Annotated in this window: 13 protein-coding genes; 10 read left to right on the forward strand and 3 right to left on the reverse strand. The window is 38.2% G+C overall.

The features are described 5' to 3' along the window. The 10 genes from NEOC95_RS03830 to NEOC95_RS03875 form a co-directional block, all read left to right on the forward strand. Positions 1-930 (forward strand): hypothetical protein (locus NEOC95_RS03830; protein ID WP_213151689.1); only part of this gene is annotated, 930 nt, incomplete at its 5' end. 638 nt (positions 931-1,568) lie between these two features. Further along, complete coding sequence (gene sctU, locus NEOC95_RS03835; RefSeq protein WP_166155377.1) at positions 1,569-2,642, forward strand: type III secretion system export apparatus subunit SctU; 1,074 nt, start codon at positions 1,569-1,571, stop codon at positions 2,640-2,642. A gap of 3 nt (positions 2,643-2,645) precedes the next feature. Further along, the gene (sctV, locus tag NEOC95_RS03840) at positions 2,646-4,826 is read left to right on the forward strand and encodes a type III secretion system export apparatus subunit SctV (RefSeq protein WP_166155375.1); all 2,181 of its coding nucleotides are present in this window, start codon (positions 2,646-2,648) and stop codon (positions 4,824-4,826) included. A 38-nt stretch (positions 4,827-4,864) separates the two neighbouring features. Then, positions 4,865-5,773, forward strand: a complete 909-nt coding sequence (locus tag NEOC95_RS03845; protein WP_213151696.1) for a hypothetical protein — start codon at positions 4,865-4,867, stop codon at positions 5,771-5,773. 21 nt (positions 5,774-5,794) lie between these two features. Beyond that, a complete protein-coding gene (locus NEOC95_RS03850) occupies positions 5,795-6,115 on the forward strand; it encodes a TyeA family type III secretion system gatekeeper subunit (RefSeq protein ID WP_039384997.1) in 321 nt (106 codons plus the stop codon). Between the two features lie 7 nt (positions 6,116-6,122). Then, complete coding sequence (locus NEOC95_RS03855; RefSeq protein ID WP_166155371.1) at positions 6,123-6,596, forward strand: CesT family type III secretion system chaperone; 474 nt, start codon at positions 6,123-6,125, stop codon at positions 6,594-6,596. Positions 6,597-6,779: 183 nt separating this feature from the next. Further along, on the forward strand, positions 6,780-8,387 hold the full coding sequence (locus NEOC95_RS03860; RefSeq protein WP_249270159.1) for a 4-alpha-glucanotransferase: 1,608 nt from the start codon (positions 6,780-6,782) through the stop codon (positions 8,385-8,387). A 6-nt stretch (positions 8,388-8,393) separates the two neighbouring features. Further along, positions 8,394-9,950: a transglutaminase family protein gene (locus NEOC95_RS03865; protein ID WP_213151697.1), complete on the forward strand. Its 1,557-nt coding sequence runs from the start codon at positions 8,394-8,396 to the stop codon at positions 9,948-9,950. Between the two features lie 219 nt (positions 9,951-10,169). After that, positions 10,170-11,186, forward strand: coding sequence for an HIT family protein (locus NEOC95_RS03870; RefSeq protein ID WP_166155365.1), 1,017 nt, complete (start codon positions 10,170-10,172; stop codon positions 11,184-11,186). Between the two features lie 11 nt (positions 11,187-11,197). Then, positions 11,198-11,788: a cob(I)yrinic acid a,c-diamide adenosyltransferase gene (locus NEOC95_RS03875; protein ID WP_166155419.1), complete on the forward strand. Its 591-nt coding sequence runs from the start codon at positions 11,198-11,200 to the stop codon at positions 11,786-11,788. A 250-nt stretch (positions 11,789-12,038) separates the two neighbouring features. Here NEOC95_RS03875 and NEOC95_RS03880 read toward each other — a convergent pair whose 3' ends face one another. The 3 genes from NEOC95_RS03880 to NEOC95_RS03890 form a co-directional block, all read right to left on the reverse strand. Further along, positions 12,039-13,946 carry an ankyrin repeat domain-containing protein gene (locus tag NEOC95_RS03880; protein WP_213151698.1) on the reverse strand — a complete coding sequence of 636 codons (1,908 nt, stop codon included), beginning with the start codon at positions 13,944-13,946 and terminating at the stop codon, positions 12,039-12,041. 83 nt (positions 13,947-14,029) lie between these two features. Next, positions 14,030-14,257 (reverse strand): hypothetical protein, encoded by a 228-nt coding sequence (locus tag NEOC95_RS03885; protein ID WP_213151699.1) that lies wholly within the window; start codon positions 14,255-14,257, stop codon positions 14,030-14,032. A gap of 874 nt (positions 14,258-15,131) precedes the next feature. After that, entirely contained in the window at positions 15,132-15,389 is a 258-nt protein-coding gene (locus NEOC95_RS03890) for a hypothetical protein (RefSeq protein ID WP_213151700.1), read from the reverse strand. Positions 15,390-15,393: the final 4 nt, after the last annotated feature.

Here is a 15,393-nt window from a genome sequence, read left to right on the forward strand (position 1 = left end):
TCTTTACCATTAGAGCGAGCAATAACCGACTTTGGAGCAGATATTGCTTTGGGAAAAGTAGGAGAAAAGATGAAGGAACATTATGGAATTGAAGCTTCTTCTTCCATGGTTAGATTGATTACCCAAAAGCATGCAAGCAGAATAGCTAAGCTAAAAAAAGAAGCGGTTAGTCAAGAAGCAATCATCATCAGTGAAACAGATGGGAGTATGGTACCCATTGTGGAGATAGACAAGATTGACAAACAAGCAAAAAAAGATACAAGAAAAGCAAGGAAAGTATGTTGGAAAGAAGCCAAACTAAGTTTAGCAAGAGGCAATGACAGAGCCAACCGCTTTTATGCTGGTAGTATTGGGACGGCAGAACAAGCAGGCCAACAGATGCTAGAATGTGCTTCTTTAGCGGGTCTGAAAGAAGGCAGCTATGTGCATGCCATAAGTGATGGTGCTCCGTGGATAGCTGAACAAGTAAAGCTAAAATTTTGCAATCGAAGCGGCCACTTAATTGATTTTTATCATCTGTGTGGATATTTATCCGAGGCTGCCATTTGGTGCAATATTTTTGAGCCAAAAAAGTGGTTAGAAGAAAGTAAAGAGAAGTTAAAAGCTGGAAAAAGCCAAGAAGTTTTCAAAGAGATTGAAAATAAGTTCAAGGCGCTAGATCATCCTGAGCAGGAGAATGGCTTAGTAAGATGCTATAGGTATATGGAAAAAAGACTGGATATGATGAATTATAAAAACGCTTTAGATAAGGGCTTACCGATTGGGTCAGGCGAGATAGAAAGTAGTCATAGACATGTGGTACAAAAGAGGCTGAAGATAGCGGGAGCTTGGTGGAAGACAGAAAATGCTAATGCGATGCTAAGCTTAAGAATAGGTAGATTAAATGGTTATTGGGAAGCTTACTGGAATTCTTACAAAGCTGCGGCTTAAAAAAGATTGCCAACACTTTTGTTTACACCCCTTAACAGAAGCACATTTCTGATTTATTGACCTTATGTTAAAAGATCAGTATAATTGCACTCCTAAGCTTTAATCTTTAAGCCTAAATAAGGTATCATAAAGCCCATCTAAGGATTTAGAAAAAAGCTAAGAAAATTATTATTTTTTATTAAAACTTTTCTTATAAAGTTTGAAATTTATTTTTACACACTTTAATCAAGCTTATTGCTACCCTTTTGCCTATCACCTCTAAGCCCTCCACAATTAGCAAGTTACTAGCTAATTGAAATAAATAAGAATCCTGATTATAATTGGAATAGGTTAGAAGTTTAGCTTTAATTCCTTTTTTAACGCATTTAATTTCTATCTTAAGTCTATTGCCCTCCACCTAAAAAGCTTACATCCCTCCTGTTAACATTAGATAAATTAAAAAAAATAAAATTTACTTTGTAGACGGTGGAAGCCATTCCAAAACTCCTTGACCATTCAGAGAGAAAAGAATTATACTAGACTTGTAAAGTGAAAGAATTTTTTGTCATCATTTAGGCACTGAGAAATATTTAAATTTTGTTGCCACCAATAAAATTTCTTTATTTTTGCCAATTTATTTCTAAGCAAAGGCTGTGGCTATGGGCGAAAAAACTGAAGAAGCAACACCAAAAAAGTTAAGGGATGCCAAAAAGAAGGGTCAGGTAGCTAAATCTCAAGACCTTCCTTCTGCTTTTACCTTTATTGTCTCGGTTTATGCAGCCGTAGCATTAAGTTCAACCCTCTATCAGCAATTAGGAGATTTCACGGTAGGGACTTTTCGCATGATAGCCACCACTAATCTGGATGTGGCTATTCCTCAGCTCTATTACCAATCTGCTATTGTAATCTTTATAGCTAGCATTCCTCTGATGGCTATCGTATGTGTAGTCGGCGTTATCGTCAATTTTTTAACCGTTGGCCCGGTTTTTGCTATAGAAGTATTTAAGTTTGACCCCAAGAAATTTAATCCGATACAAAACTTAAAAGCAAAATTTAAGCTTAAGACTTTAATTGAATTGTTGAAATCAACATTAAAGTTATTTATTGCTAGCTACTTAATCTACCAGGTCATGATGAAGAGCTTACCCATTTTGATAAAAACAGTATCTATGCCGATGATCTCTGCTTTGTTGGTTTTTGATGCTTTTTTGATGGAAGTAGTAGCAAAAATAGGCTTATTTTTTATTATCATAGCGGTAGCCGATTTTATCTATCAGAAGAAAACGTTTGCTAAAGAAATGAAAATGGAAAAATTTGAGGTCAAGCAAGAGTATAAAAACTCGGAAGGAGATCCTCATATTAAAGGTAAACGAAAGCAAATTGCCCATGAAATTGCTTATTCAGAGGGACCTGCAGCAGGTGTTAAAAAAGCCAAGGCAGTTGTCACTAATCCTACCCACCTAGCTATAGCGATAGGATACGAACGAGAGATAGATGCAGCTCCTTACATCTTAGTAATGGGTAAAGATTTACTAGCAGAAAGAATTATTAAACTTGCCGAAGAATACGAAGTTCCGGTTTTACGGAATATTAAATTAGCCCATCGACTCTGGGAATCTGGGGAAATCTATCAGTACATTCCCGAAGACACCTATGAAGCCTTAGCAGAAATACTACGGTGGGTTAGCTCGTTAAATACCGAGGCTCAATACGATTATATAGGGGAAAAGTGACACATGAACTTTTTTAGAAAAATTTTGGACGGAATAACTGCCCGCCTAGGAGGAGAAAGATCGCTTGAAAATATTTCAAGATCAAGTGATGTCTTTCTTGCTTGCTTGATCATTGGTATTTTAATGATGATCATCCTTCAGCTGCCTCCTCACCTCATTGATTACTTAATTGCCTTTAACTTAGCTATCTCAGTGGCTCTCTTAATGGTAGGGATGTATATCCCTAGCGCTGTGCATTTATCTATTTTTCCCTCTTTACTGCTGATTACGACTCTCTACCGGCTAGGATTAAATATTGCTTCTACCCGTCAAATTTTATTACATGCTAATGCCGGCGAGATTATTTATGGTTTCGGTAATTTTGTTGTCGGCGGCAACTTTGTAGTGGGAGGAGTTATATTTCTTATCATTACCTTGGTCCAATTTATTGTCATCACTAAAGGTGCCGAACGGGTGGCAGAGGTAGCCGCACGTTTTACTTTGGATGCGATGCCCGGTAAGCAAATGAGTATCGATGCTGATATGAGGGCAGGGATTTTAGACCAAAACCAAGCCCGTGAAAAACGCCTAGCCATCCAAAAAGAGAGCCAGCTATATGGTGCGATGGATGGTGCGATGAAATTTGTGAAAGGTGATGCGATCGCAGGCATTGTAATTACCCTCATAAACATTATAGGTGGAATTATTATCGGTAATACGATGAATGGAATGACCATGGCGGATGCCGCCCAAACCTATAGCGTTTTATCGATTGGTGATGGTCTGGTATCTCAAATTCCATCTTTATTGATTACTATTACTGCAGGTTTGGTTACTACACGTGTTTCCAATGAAACTTCCGATTCTAACTTAGGTGCTGAAATATCAGGGCAAATTTTAAAGCAGCCTAAGGCTCTGTTGCTGGCTGCGGCCTTTTTAATGGGCATGGCCATTATGCCTGGATTTCCTGCCGCCCCCTTCTTAATCCTTTCTGCAGGCATGGGTTTAATTGGCTACTCTCTTATGTCAGCGGCAAGGTTGAAAAGAGAAGCAGCAGGTGGCCTTACTTCAGCAGGCGGGGGAACTATTTCTTCAGTAGCCGCAGCAAGCCCAAGTATAGACACTTCTGTTTCCGGCCATAAAGTAATTGCAGGTGGAGGCATTGATAATTACGCTCTCACCCTTCCTGTGATTCTAGAATGTGGTAGACACTTAAGTGGAGAGATCCAAAAAGCCCAAAAAGGACAAAGCTTTGTCGATCAAATGATTCCCAAGATGCGACAAGCTCTCTATGCCGATCTGGGTGTGAGATTTCCTGGCGTGCACGTACGTACAGACTCCCCTGTCCTTGAATCTGATGAATATTCCATTCACCTAAATGAAGTTCCTATTATTCGAGGAAGAGCTTTAGAAAACAGCGTGCTAACAAACGAAAGTGAAGAAAATCTTAAGCGCTACAACCTTCCTTACGTGAGCTATAAGAACTCCTTAGGGATGCCTTCCTTATGGGTAAGTATACAAAACAAAGAGCTTTTAGATAAAGCGGGTATCAAATATTGGAATGCCTTAGAGGTGATGGTTTTGCATGTATCTTACTTTTTTCGCCATTATGCTAATGAATTTGTGGGCATTCAAGAAGTAAAATCGATGATTGAGTTTGTAGAGAAATCTTTTCCTGATCTAGTCAAAGAAGTTACCCGTTTAATTCCCCTCCAGAAAATGACCGATATCTTTAAACGTTTAATTCAAGAACAAGTTTCAATCAAAGACTTACGCACAATTTTAGAAGCTTTAAGTGAATGGGCTCAAACAGAAAAAGATACAGTTTTGCTGACTGAATATGTACGTTCCTCCCTTAAACGCTACATTAGCTTTAAGTATTCACAAGGACAATCTGTTCTTTCGGTTTATATTTTAGATCCTGAAATTGAAGATATGGTGCGAGGGGCTATTAAACAAACTTCTGCTGGCTCCTATTTAGCTTTAGATCCTGATTCTGTGCAATTGATTCTGCAAAGCATCCGTAATACCGTGGCGCCTCCTCCTCCTGGAGGGCAACCCCCCGTTATCCTAACAGCCATCGACGTTCGCCGATTCGTTCGCAAGCTTGTAGAGATGGAGTTTTCTGATATCTCGGTAGTTTCCTACCAAGAAATTGTTTCTGATATTCGTCTTCAACCCTTAGGGAGAATACAGATAGGATAGCCTAATTTTAACGTTAAGTTTCACAAGAAGGTAAGACTATGGTCGTAGATCTTGGACATTTACAGAACCCTGATGGATTGAAACAAATCTTGATGGGAATGAAAGAGGATCAAGCATCCGATAAATTGGTAGCAAAAGCTGCTATTATCGCTTCTGAGCAGAAAGCAGAATTGCAAGAGCAACAATCGGAGGAAAAAAACCCCTTAGCAGCAGCGCTACGCCGCTCAGATCGTCAGATTAAAGCTCATACTTCTAGTGTTAAAAAAGCTAAGGAAGCCAAATTAGCGCAGAAAAAGTTAATGCCACCTAAAGAGCTAGAGGAAGGGGCTCAACAATTCTCCAAGAGAAACCCTCAATTTCCTCCTGCAGGCTTACTCGCCTTAACTGAAAAGCTTAAAGATGGCATGAGTAAGCAAGATATCTTGGAAATGATTCATAAAGAATATCCCAATCCCATTGAAGCTAGCTTAGCTTTAGAATTTCTTATCTCTGTAGCCTTAGAGGATTTTAAAGACACTCTTCAGGTTGCGCAAGTAGATTTGAACAAGGAAATCATTGATAAACGTGAACAGGAAGTAGCCCATAAGGTCGAGACGGAAGCCAAAAAGGCTACACAAGAAGCCACAGAAGCGGCTTTAAAAATTGTCCAAGGAGGGGATCTCAATAAATTATTAGATTACTTGATGTCAAATCCTATTGAAGCCACAGCTATTTATAAAATGTTAGATGAAGGCTATGGAAAAAATCTAAAAAAAATTGAGTCTTTTCTTTTAAAAAAATGTGGGATAGAAATAAATAAGCTGAAGAAGCTAGATGATAAAGAAGATGTGGCCCACATGAAAAATACAATGGCTCTTTTAAAAAAATTGCAAGCTATCATGGGCGTTGACAGGTATTTTGAAATTCGAAACGCTAACAAACCTATAAAAGCCGCTAGAGCTAGCTAGAATTTTTAACCACGATTGATTATGGCAAAATTTACTGCCCATGAAGTTTCTAGGCAATTTTTATATCTGGCTGCAGAAAGATTTTTGTCGTCCGATAAGATTATCCAGGCAGCCGTGAAAGCTGGTGCACAGACAATAGAGGATAAGATTACTTTGATTAACCAGATGCGTGATGCAGTTAGGCAAGTTTCTATTCATCATATTTTTCGCTCTGTCCAGCATCGCGATGAAATGTTTAGTGCCATCCTGGAAGCTTTAAGTGACTTAGAAGATCAATTAGAAGAAGAGCTAATTAAACAAGAAGAAGAACAGCAGCTACATATTAACCCTAATAATGAATGAGGTTTTAATGCCTTCTCATAATCTAGAATCGCTTCTGAAAGATCTTGGAGAGAAAATTGAACTTTCGCATTTAGAACCGACAGGAAATAATAATATCACCCTTCTTTTAAAAGGCAACAATGAGGTGGTATTGCAGAAGCATAACACTCAGCCTTATCTGATCATTTCGTTTGAAATCCTTGAATTGCCGGCCGGCCGTTTTCGTGAAAATATCTTTCGCGAAGCTCTTAAATTTAATCATCTAAATAAAGCTCATGAAGGCATATTTGCTTTTAGTAAAAAAACTCAAGTGTTTTTTTTGTTTGATATGTTACCTTTTGATGAAATCTCCGGTGAGCAAGTCAATACAATTATGCAGAATTTATCAGAAAAAGTGACTCTTTGGAAAGAAGCTCTTAACCGCGGAGAGATTCCCACCATCGGCTTTTCTAGCTTAACTTCTCCAGGAGGAGGTAGCAGCTTTTTTGGCATACGGCCTTGATGGGCTCATATTTTCTTAAGGCCAGGCAGCTAAGCTGTCTTTATTCTTTAGAGAGATTTTTGGCCAAGAAAGCCTAAAAACAAGCATAAAGCTGCTTATCTTATTTTGAAAATCAATGGCTAAGGATGCTTTAGCCCTTTTTTTGTATTTATTCTTATATAGACTATCTATTAATCTGCAGGCATGACAATGATAACGCCCCAGCTTTGTAACTCGCTTTTGGCCACTCCCTCAGCTCCCGGCTGGAAGGCAGTGGGCATAAAACCACACCACGGCATTAATGTTCCCCTATTCTCTTTACATACCCAAGTTAGTGGAGGCATAGGCGAATTTCATGACTTAAAATGGGTGATTGATTGGTGCCATCAAGTTAATTTTAATCTGATCCAGCTTCTTCCTCTCAATGACACGGGCCCTGAACCTAGTCCCTATAGCTCTATTTCAGCTTTTGCTTTAAATCCTCTACATATAAGTCTTTCTTCCCTTCCAGATGTAGAAACTTATAAAGATTTAACAGGCCTACTTGCTGAATTGCAATTGCTCACAAAAAAACAGCGTGTGGATTACCCTACCCTCCATATTAAACGCGATCTCTTTTTGCAGCTCTACTATCAATATACGTATGCGCATCAATCTCAATCTCCTGGCTACCTAAATTTTACTAAAGAAAATCCTTGGCTGCAGAGCTATGCTCTTTTTAAGGCATTAAAAAAAATTAGCAATTGGCAACCTTTAGATAGCTGGCCTTCAGAACTTCAAGATCCTTGTTCAGCAGAAATAAAGCGGCTGCAAAAAAAATATGAAACCCAAATTTCCTATCATATATTCCTACAATATCTCTGTTTCAAACAATTTGAAGAAGTACGAAAGTATGCTCGATCTAAGGACATCTTATTAAAAGGCGATATCCCTATCCTCATTAGCCGAGAAAGCGCTGATGTATGGCTTCATCGTAAACTTTTCATCATGGATCAAAATGCTGGGGCTCCCCCCGATATTTATAGCCAAGAAGGGCAAAATTGGCACTTTCCTCTTTACAATTGGGAGGAGATGGAAAAAGATCATTATACCTGGTGGCAAGAGCGTTTAAAAGTGGCCGGTCGCTTATATGATATTTTTCGCATCGATCATGTCGTGGGTTTTTTTCGTATATGGGCCATCCCTTTAGGTAAAGCTAGCGCTGAGGGAAATTTTTTTCCTGAGGATGAAACACAATGGGTTCCTTTAGGTAAAAAGAATCTTGCCATGATGCTAAAAAATTGCTCGATGCTACCGATTGGTGAAGACTTAGGGGCTGTCCCTGTGAAGGTAAGAGAATGCTTAAAAAGCTTAGGGATATGCGGCACAAAAGTTATGCGATGGGAAAGAGATTGGCAAGGAGATAAAAGCTTTATTGATATCCATGCTTATCCGCCAGAGAGCATGACCACAGTTTCTACCCATGATTCCGAAACGTTAAAGCAGTGGTGGAAAAATCATCCTGAGGAAGCCCTTTATCTATGCCAAGCCAAGGGGTGGGAGTATGAGCCTGCCTTATCATTTGAGAAAAATCTAGCCATCCTTAAAGACAGCCATCGCTCTCCTAGCCTTTTTCATATTAATCTTCTCAATGAATACTTTTCCCTTTTTCCCTACATGACCTGGGATGAGCTCAGCGATGAGCGCATTAATGATCCATCGGGACACTCCACTACCAATTGGACCTATCGCTATCGCTTGTGTTTTGAAGAGATTTATCATAACAGCGAATTAATAGCTCTCATGAAGAGCTTAGTTAAAGTAAAAAATTAAATGAAAATGCGCTTGATTTTCTTTATCTTTCTTATTTTTTTCTATCCATCTTTAGGGAAAGCAAGAGAGCCTAGTCATGCTAAGATTAAAACGCTCTATAGTAGCTTAAATCCTCATTCGATTGCAGAGCACCTTGCCTTCTATCAGCTTTATCCTCAAAGCATAGAAGGCAAAAAAGCTTGCCATGAGGCATGGCAACTTCTTAATAAAAGCAGTGGTAATGAAATAGTTTCTTTATCCTCCTTGCCTGATGTAAATTCCATCCTTCAAGCGATCATTGCTTTAATTAACAAAGAACCTAATGAAGAGCTCCCTACTCTTTCAGGGGCAGAACTAAATGTGATAAATAAGCTCTGTAGTCAACTAGGCAATAGAAGTCTAAAAGGCTATAAGGCCACTTCAGAAGCAGATATGATTGCTTTACCTTCCCAAGAGATTGATTTAGCACGAGGGATTTTTTTATCGCAACTAGGTGGGGGGCCGGCAGCCCTTTTACAAATTGATAGCTATGAAGCGCTGATAGATTTGATGGCTCTTCAAATATTAGCTCAAATTCCTACAGATGCTACTCCTGAACAAATAATTAAAGCGATTAATCATTTTGTGTTTACCGAAATGGAGTTTCGTTTTCCCCCTCACTCTTTATATGCTAAAAATATAGATATTTATACTTTTTTACCCGCTGTACTTGATTCTAGAAAAGGAGTCTGCTTAGGAGTTTCTATTCTTTACCTTAGCTTGGCCCAACGTCTTAGTTTACCCTTAGAGATGATCACTCCGCCTGGCCACATATATGTCCGTTATCATCAAGGTGACAAGGTTATCAACATTGAGACAACGGCACGAGGAGTTGAGCTTGAAAGTGAGGAATATTTGAGCATCGACACATGCCAGCTGCAGTTACGCGATCTTAAAGAAGTTATTGGCTTTGCTTATATCAACCAAGCTTCTGTATTTTTACAGGAAGAAAAATATGATCAGTCCTTAGCTATTTACCTAAAAGCCCTCCCTTATTTACCTCACGACATTTTGCTAAAAGAACTCTTGGGCTTTAATTATTTATTTGTGGGGAATCGTGAAAAGGCAATGGCTTTGTTAGAAGAAGTTAAAAATTATATTCCTACCTATACGATTAGCGGCAGTTCCCTAGCAGAAGATTATCTTTTAGGGAAAATAGATGCAGAAGGAATAAAAGCCATATTTAGGCGCGTAGATGAAACACGTGCCTCCATCCTCGAAAAGCAAAGCCGACTGGCTCAAGCTCTAAAAAAACATCCTCAGTTTCGAGCCGGCATGGCCGCTTTAGCTATCACATGGCTGCAACTCCATCGCGAAGGAGAGGCTCTTGAAATATTAGAGAAACATCATGCCCTTGAACCCTTCGATCCTACGACCAACTATTACATGGCAGCACTCTATGCAGAAAGAATGGATTATAATAAAGCCTGGGATCATCTAAAACTAGCAGAAAAAATTGCACATGGGCGTACTCATTTTCCACTTGCTTTAAAAGAACTTAGATATAAAATTGCCTACTTATGCCCGGAATTTCTTGCGGAGTAGATTGAAAAAAACTCTATGCATGCTTGCAGGCAGGGGTTAAAGCAACCCTTATAGCTTAAAGATGAGTGAGCAAAATTTTAGGCTTACTTTGTAAAAGCAAGCTGAAGAAAAAGCATCCTACATTTACTTCTAGGAGTCAAAGTCATTTTTATTAGAAATAATAAATTAAGAATGGATGACATTTGAAGTCGTAACCTACATCTTAAGAGGCTATAGCTGATGATAAAAAAGATCTCCCTTACCCTTCTATTGATACTCACCCTGACCGGTTTGGCATTTTTTTACTTGGCTCCTCGTAGGCAGTTTCTCCATTATCCTCAGAATACTATTTATCGTAGCCAAACGGTTCAGATCGCCGTACCTTCTTGCCCCCTACAAGCAAATTCTTTGATAGTAGAATCTATATTTCCCGAGAAAAGTCTCTCTCAATGGACTAAAAGGCAGCATGCTGAATCCTATCATCTTCTAGAGAATACAGCTCTATTATGGAAAGATAATGAATTTATCGATAATTTTATGATTGTTGCTACCATTCCTCCACGCATGCATGCTGATAATTTTTTCTGGGAAATTATTCCTTATACAAAAAAAAATTATAATTTATTTGAGCAGCTTTTAGTGCTAGGAAAGTTAACCTTTGATAGTCCCTGCCTTCCCAAAGCTGAACGTCAATCCATTAAAAGGAAATATCAAGATTATCTACCTTTTTTTTCCAAAAGTTATAGGCCTGTCCCTGAAGACAACTTTTGCCCTCCCGTCGATGCCTTTTGCCAGCCAGAGATTATTACCAAGCAGCTCCTCTACGAAGGTAAGCATATTCAGCTACTCTACAATCATGCCCCCATAGGGATAGGCGAAGAAAAACCTCATTTTTTAATTATTCCTAAAGCCCATCGTACAAATTTCATGGAACTTACCTTGGAAGAATATATAGAAGCTCAAGAGATTTCTTCTAAACTTATTTTATATTACAAGCAAAGAGGTTATCCTATTGTCTATATTTTTCATAAGTCAGGAAAGTATGCCGGACAAACTGTACCTCATTGGCATGAGCACCTTATTTTTGCCCCGCATCGCACCCATGAATTTGTAGGAAAATTAATGGCCTTGCAAAAAATGCTTCTTCCCACCTCTCCTCTTAATGAGAAAAAATTAAAAAAGCTTGTTGATAAATATCGCCTACAAGTAAAAGAGGCTTTAAACTCTTTAAATGATAGTAATTACACTAAGGAATAGCTATGGCTAAGATTAAAATTTATACTAAAACTGGCGATAAGGGTGAAACCACATTATTTTCTGGCCAGCGTGTCCTTAAAGATGATCCTTTCATCGAAGCTTTAGGCTCTGTAGATGAATGCAATTCAGCGATTGGAACGGCTCTTTCCCTATTACCTCATGATCCACAGTTACAGCTAACCAAAAAGCAACTAGAAACCATTCAACATACTTTGTTTGATCTGGGAGCCGCTATCGCTACTCCCCTCGGTCAGGCTTCAGCAAGTAAAGTTGAGCGCACACGTTTTGATCAGGAAGGCATTGAGATGTTAGAAAAATGGATTGACCTAATGGAAGAGCAACTCCCCCAACTTCATACTTTCATCCTCCCTGGCGGCCATCCTGCCGGTGCTTTCTTGCATCTAGCACGCAGCATTTGTCGCCGCGCCGAAAGGGATGTGATCCCTCTTACCAGAAACGCCGATATCTCAAAAAATGTAGCCATTTATCTTAATCGCTTGTCAGATTATCTCTTTGTGTGCTCTAGATATGCCAATCATCTTTGTAAGCAACCGGAGATCTTTTGGGCTATGCATAAACATTCTTCCCTGCTGGAGAGCTAAAGGAAAACAGATCACCTCTAGAATGAGGTTATTTCTTCTTTTTTTAAAGTTTAAATAAATTTAATGGCAAAGGACTTTTACCCGGCTTAAGAATTTTTCCTTTCAAGGTAGCGTCTATGGCATATAGATAAAAAATGTGCTTAATCCCACTCCCCAATATTTTTTTTGCAATGAATCAAAACGTTTTATCCATTCATACAGTCTTAAGAAGCGCTTAATAGTGTTGAACTATCGCTTCCCCAAAAAGGTATTATCTGGTGTCTTTTGGAATAATATATATATCATTTTTTAATGCTTTTCTTTCAAGTTTTTTAAGCTGCTTAAAATATTTTTTAACACATACCATGATTTCATACCGAGCTTTCCTTTCAGGAGTAGAATTTTTATTAGGCAAAAATTTACATTTTTGCTTGGCAAAATCTTTTACATCTAAAGGAAGGTCTAACAGTGGGGAGCATCCCTCTTCCTGGCGCTTTTTATCTAGCTTAAGCAGTTTTTTAGTAGCAAGGAAGTTACCTACCTCTATAGCGTGATATATAAAAGGAAGAGTTCCAGCCACATGAAGGTCAGCCCCTTTTGCTAATAGAAGCTTAATAATTTCAGCATAAAACCGTTTCTTACCAATCGTATAATGGAGAGGAGTTTTCCATTTCTTATCTATGGCATTTATATCTGCCCCATGCTCAAGTAAGCGAGCCGTAATCCCCATTAAACCTCGCTTTGTTGCTAGATGAAGAGGAGTAGAGCGTCTCTTACTGTTGCAATCGCTTATCTGCGCATCCGCTCCTTTGGAGAGAAGGTATTGCACTACTTCTTCCTGACGAGAACGCACGGCTTCACTTAAAAAATTCTGTTGTTCCTTAAAGAAAGGATCAAGTATCGACGGATCTTTAGCTTCTATAATTTGCTTGACTCGTTTGAGCTGCCCCTGACGGCAAAACCACTGCAGGGAAGAAACATTAGGGTCTTTTTTTTCATCGATAAATACGGGAAGGCTCTCATCTCTAGATAATTGGGCAAACTTTTTACACACTAATCTTAGTTGGCGCATTTCCTCAGCACTTAGATAACGTAAGATGGCAAGAAACAATTCATCGGGCCAGGATTCAAATAAGCTCTTTTTCAAAGAATATTTTTGCTGATCCTGCTCGGAATAAAAATTATTTCCATCTATGTTAAAGCTAGAAGGATCACCTTGTTTTTCACTATTACGAGGAGTTATCTGCTCATTGGCTTTTTTCAAATAAAGTTTATATGTTAATTTTTCTTGACGAGAATCCAAAGCTTTATACAAAAAGTTTTTATTTTCTTTAAAAATGGAGTATTTAGCTGTTTTTATAGGCTGCTTGATTTCTTTAAATTGCTCTTGTTGCCCACTCCTTGGCAAATTGGAAAGAGATAATTTTTTTTCTTTATCAATAAAATTTGCAAGGGTTATATCGTCAGATAACTGGATAAGTTTTTTACACGATCGCTTTGCTTGCAGCCTTTTCTGCACTCCCCAATAAGATATAAAGGCAAAAAACAACTCATCCGGCCAAGAGGTAAAGGAGTCTGTAATTGAGAAGCACTTCTTCTCCTCACAATTAGATTTCTTTTCATTTGCAGCGAAAGGAAAATGGATTTTTTCTTTTTCAGATAGAGCATCTACATCCACCCCAGGACGGACTAAGTTAAATATATTTTTTACTGATTTATCCTTGGCCAAGATATTGATAAGCGCCTCGCTAATTATATTATGAAGCTCACTTGTCTGCCCGTTACCTTCTTTCAAAAGAAGATATAGCAATAATATCTCCTGGTGAAAGTACATAGCTTCATATACAAAAACCTTCTGCCCTGTAGAAATAGAATGATCCTCTACTTTTATATTTTTATCCACATTTTGGAGAGACTTTTGGGCATAGCGTCTCTGGGATTGGTAAAAAGTAAAATTGTTTCTTTTATTAATAAATGTTGGAAGGCTTTCATTGCTAGGTAATTGAATAACTTCTTTATACGCTCGCATTATTTGCGGCATTTCCTGAGTCCCCAAATGGCGTATGATAGCAAAAAATAATTCATCTGGCCAAGGCTCAAATGAGCTTGCCTTAAGAGAATATTTTTCATGAAAAATAGTAGATACAGAGATAGCCGAATTATTTGTTATTTGATTCATAAAGTTAATCTCCTTAATTCCTACTCACCATAATAAAAAAAAAAGAGTTGTGGTTCAATATGATTTTTATTAGGAGCATTCAATTATAAAATTTGTTGAAAATTTTTGCCTTCTTTTTTTTTATTATTCGGTAAGTCTTTTTTATTATTTATGGGATCCAGTCCTGTTTCCATATAATTATAAAACCTTGCTAAGCCATTCTCCTGCTCTGAATGATCTAGAGCATTGAATTCATTTTCGATTTCTTTGAAAGCGTCTTGCCATTTTTCATCTTTCAACAACTTCTTTAGCTTGGAAAATATAGCACCCAATCGCACTCTTGCAATAAATATTTACATGCATAATAAAAGACAATTAAGTAGCCGCTTCGATTGCAAAATTTTAGTTTCGCTTGATTTATCTAGGCTGGGAGCGGCCTCCCTTATTGTATAAATATAGCAACTTTCTTTCATACCCGCTAAAAGGCCACATTTTGGAATTTATTAACCTGTTTGCTCTGCCGCTCCAATATGGCCTGTATACAAACGATTAATTATGCCTTTGCCTATTGGCCCGCGAAGTTTAACTTTTTTCCAATCAGGTCGTCCAGAGGGTCCTTTCCCCTTAGGCTCACACAGACAGGTACGTAAACCTAGCGCTTCATGCGAATTTAATTGTCTTTCAAGCTCTCCGCCTTTTCTCCAGCCCTATAAGTTCCTTGTATTTATACCTGATTTATAAGAGTGGATAGAACAATTCAACCCTTTTGCTCCATCTTCATTGCAAAGGCTTCCTAGCGACTACGAGTTAACCTGCCCCCCATGCATACTTCGATATTTACAAATTTGTGTCCTTTATTTATATGATTTTTTCTCAACATTATCTATAGGCTTTCTACATTCCATATAAAAGCCCAGGCTAAGTTCACGTTATCTTTATGCCAGAGGCCATTCAAGCACTAAACAAATTTTCACTAAATTTATTTTGGAAGAGTATGTAATCCAGAATTTTGACGTCATTGAGCAATCATTCGACACATGGGTAAATTGTTCACTTTTATTCTTTATCTTAGCTCTCACCTGATATGTTTATTATAACTTTTCCTTAATGCACGCTATCTTGTCTTTTGACTCAAGCAGCTTGAAGTAGTTTAAATCTCTTCCTGTAAAGCGGCTTCTACGAGCCCTTTTCCTTATTTTTTATTAGTTACGCAAACCTACAACATTCTCGTCCCACATAGAAATCCGTCTTATTTTTCTTGCTTTTTTTTGCTTCATCATTATCTGCACCTTCAATTCCTTTAGCTCTTTTGGCCATATCTAATAAATCCCTGATAGTTTCTAATAGGCCATGATGCGTCTTTAATCGATTACCTACACTATTAACTTCTTCTTCATTAAGCCCAAGAGAACTTCCCTTGCTACGCTTCCAGTATGTATTAATTCTTGATTGACTTGTAAACACTTTT

Source organism: Neochlamydia sp. AcF95 (genome assembly GCF_018342455.1).
Classification (GTDB): domain Bacteria; phylum Chlamydiota; class Chlamydiia; order Chlamydiales; family Parachlamydiaceae; genus Neochlamydia.

Bases quoted from the DNA above. Each gene is read 5' to 3' on its own strand.
- NEOC95_RS03850 (WP_039384997.1), top strand. From the start codon at position 5,795: ATGGCAAAATTTACTGCCCATGAAGTTTCTAGGCAATTTTTATATCTG.
- NEOC95_RS03855 (WP_166155371.1), top strand. From the start codon at position 6,123: ATGCCTTCTCATAATCTAGAATCGCTTCTGAAAGATCTTGGAGAGAAA.
- NEOC95_RS03860 (WP_249270159.1), top strand. From the start codon at position 6,780: ATGACAATGATAACGCCCCAGCTTTGTAACTCGCTTTTGGCCACTCCC.
- sctU (WP_166155377.1), top strand. From the start codon at position 1,569: ATGGGCGAAAAAACTGAAGAAGCAACACCAAAAAAGTTAAGGGATGCC.
- NEOC95_RS03865 (WP_213151697.1), top strand. From the start codon at position 8,394: ATGCGCTTGATTTTCTTTATCTTTCTTATTTTTTTCTATCCATCTTTA.
- sctV (WP_166155375.1), top strand. From the start codon at position 2,646: ATGAACTTTTTTAGAAAAATTTTGGACGGAATAACTGCCCGCCTAGGA.
- NEOC95_RS03870 (WP_166155365.1), top strand. From the start codon at position 10,170: ATGATAAAAAAGATCTCCCTTACCCTTCTATTGATACTCACCCTGACC.
- NEOC95_RS03880 (WP_213151698.1), bottom strand. From the start codon at position 13,946: ATGAATCAAATAACAAATAATTCGGCTATCTCTGTATCTACTATTTTT.
- NEOC95_RS03845 (WP_213151696.1), top strand. From the start codon at position 4,865: ATGGTCGTAGATCTTGGACATTTACAGAACCCTGATGGATTGAAACAA.